Source organism: Leclercia sp. LSNIH8, assembly GCF_002920195.1.
Taxonomy (GTDB): domain Bacteria; phylum Pseudomonadota; class Gammaproteobacteria; order Enterobacterales; family Enterobacteriaceae; genus Enterobacter.
Genome location: NZ_PQJY01000029.1, coordinates 1 through 2,622 on the forward strand (window position 1 = coordinate 1; position 2,622 = coordinate 2,622).

The following is a 2,622-nucleotide window of genomic DNA, read 5'->3' on the forward strand; positions in this document are numbered from 1 at the left end:
CTGCAATTTTTTTTTTTTCATCCCTGCCCGCTACCCTGTAAACCTTTCTTCTGCGTTGCCGTTAACAGTAGGTAAGCCATGTTTGGTTTTTCTTCCGGAGCCCTGATGACTCTTAGTGATGATGAGCGACACCTGCTTGTGTCCGTTGTTTCGGTCTGGCTACGGCGTGCCGGAGGGGATGCCGGAGCCATGATGCTGGATGCATACCGGCAGATTTTGTCTGAAACCGAACCGGCCGTAAGGACTGTCATGCTCGAATTTCTTGAATCCGTTCGCATTCATTACATTTCGTCCTGAGCATTTTCTGTATTTCTGTCCATACTTAAACGAGGCGGCCGTCACGGACGGTGGTCGTCGTTCCATGATGCTGTTATGGACGAGTGAGAGTAATCTAATCTAACTTGATTGAGTTCCGGGCGTGCCGCCCGGTTTTTTTTGCTGTTTCCCGGTGTCCGTTCCGGGACAGGATGTGCATTTGTAATACCGCGCACGCGCCGGCATCACAAATACCCTGGTCAGGGCTGCGCCCCGACACCCCGCCATCGCCTCACGGCCGCGCACTGAATTGCGCACCCGTTCACCGATTTTCACGCATTTTCCTCGCCTATCTGTGCGTTCAGCATGGCGTAAAGCGCTTCGGCCTGATCGTGCAGGTGCTCACAGCAGCCGGCAGCCTCATCCAGATCCATCTGCTCGAGCCGCTCAAGGAGGAGAAGTGTCTGTGCGCGGATAAATTTGGCCATATTGAGGGCGGCGGATTCCTGTCTGGTCACTGGTGATTTTCCCCGTCTGGTGATGATTTTTGCGTGAAAAGAGCATGGCGTCATTCTGGTGCATAGTCATGCATGCCGTTAAAATTTAACAGGCGCGTTTCTGACGGGTTCCGGGGTGGTTTGTTGTGGTTTTTGTCATGGTTTCGTCAGGAACGCGCTGAACGCGTCTCAGGCGGTGCGGGCAACGGATGTTATGGTAAATTCTTGGGGGCTTGATTATAAAATACCGCACTTCCTCTTATGTCTTGTGCTTTTTAGACAACCCTGAAAGCTTTTAGCTTTGGTGATGCAATTTGCTGGGATTTTGGCGGAGAACCACAGGTAAAGAAAAAGGCCACATTAGCGGCCTTTTTCGGAGAAGATGCTCAGTGCGGAATTTCGGAGACTTCTTTAACGTCGGTTTTATTGATCTGCTGTTTGACACCATTCGCGTCTGTATAGCCAAGCAGGCCTGAGTCTGATTCTTTAGGTTTGCCGTCGCTGACAATAGTGCGACCGTCATTGGTGTGTATGGCATAGCTTGTGCGCGTGCAGCCGGTGAGGGCTGAAAGCGCAACTGCCGCTGCGAACACTGAAACAAAAATCTTTTTCAAAGCCAGCTCCTTTTATCCATATCAGTTTTGGTCACTAACCATCTAACTATAGGTCATTTTTTATGTGAAAAGAGGCTTGATGGTGGGCTGTATATCGAGTTAGGCGCGAGGTGCTATGGTCAAAGTGTGGTGTCAGGCGGGGAGGAGGCTTATATGAGATGTAATCCGGCCGATACATATACCAAGATGATTTAAGTATTCCTCTTTGTGAGGTTGGATGTCTAATTTATAAAGGATCTTCTTGAGATCCTTTTTTTCCGCGCGTAATCTCTTGCCCTGTAAACGAAAAAACCACCCTGGCAGGTGGTTTTTCGAAGGTTAGGTAATCCTGGCAGATCCCCTAACCGTGGTAACAGTCTTGTGCGAGACATGTCACCAAATTTGTCCTTTCAGTGTAGCCTCACTAAGGCCGCCACTTCAAGAACTCTTGAGACATCTCTCGCACATCCTGTTTGCCAATGGCCGTTGCCAATGGCGATTAGTCGTGTCTTTCCGGGTTGGACTCAAGTTGATAGTTACCGGATAAGGCGCAGCGGTCGGACTGAACGGGGGGTTCGTGCATACAGTCCATCCTGGAGCGAACTGCCTTCCCGGAACTGAGTGTCAGGCGTGGAATGAGAAACCGCGGCCATAACAGCGGAGTGACACCGGTAAACCGAAAGGCAGGAATGCGGGGGAGCACGAGGGAGCCACCAGGGGGAAACGCCTGGTATCTTTAAGCCGCATCGGGTTTCGCCACCACTGATTTGAGCGTCAGATTCTGTGATGCTTGTCAGGGGGGCGGAGCCTATGGAAAAACGGCTTTGGCGCGGCCTTATGCTTTCTTCGTTAAGTATCTTCCTGGCATCCCCCAGGAAATTTCTGATCCATCCGTAAGCCCGTCCCGCTCGCCGCAGCCGAACGACCGAGCGGAGCGAGTCAGTGAGCGAGGAAGCGGAATATATTCTGTATCACATTTTCTCCTGACGCGTTTTCTTTCACTTTCTGCGCCTGTCTTATGTGGCATTAATGCTATGTGTTACTGCCATGCTACATCTTAAGCCAGTATACACTCCGCTAGTGCTCCGTGACTGGTCCGGCGCTGCGCCCGGAACCCGCCTGTACCGGTTCAGCAGCCGTTCCGGCCTGACTGCAATTTTTTTTTTTTCATCCCTGCCCGCTACCCTGTAAACCTTTCTTCTGCGTTGCCGTTAACAGTAGGTAAGCCATGTTTGGTTTTTCTTCCGGAGCCCTGATGACTCTTAGTGATGATGAGC

3 protein-coding genes are annotated in these 2,622 nt (G+C 51.1%); 1 reads left to right on the plus strand and 2 read right to left on the minus strand.

The genetic code is table 11. The features are described 5' to 3' along the window. Positions 1–105: 105 nt before the first annotated feature. Positions 106–297, plus strand: coding sequence for a hypothetical protein (locus tag C3406_RS25740; RefSeq protein WP_021243041.1), 192 nt, complete (start codon positions 106–108; stop codon positions 295–297). Positions 298–587: 290 nt separating this feature from the next. On the opposite strand, the gene C3406_RS25750 is transcribed toward C3406_RS25740, so the two are convergent. Together C3406_RS25750 and C3406_RS25755 are read right to left on the minus strand one after the other, a co-directional pair. Beyond that, on the minus strand, positions 588–773 hold the full coding sequence (locus tag C3406_RS25750) for a Rop family plasmid primer RNA-binding protein (protein ID WP_013772937.1): 186 nt from the start codon (positions 771–773) through the stop codon (positions 588–590). 365 nt (positions 774–1,138) lie between these two features. After that, positions 1,139–1,366 carry a YgdI/YgdR family lipoprotein gene (locus C3406_RS25755; RefSeq protein WP_021243043.1) on the minus strand — a complete coding sequence of 76 codons (228 nt, stop codon included), beginning with the start codon at positions 1,364–1,366 and terminating at the stop codon, positions 1,139–1,141. Positions 1,367–2,622 lie beyond the last annotated feature (1,256 nt).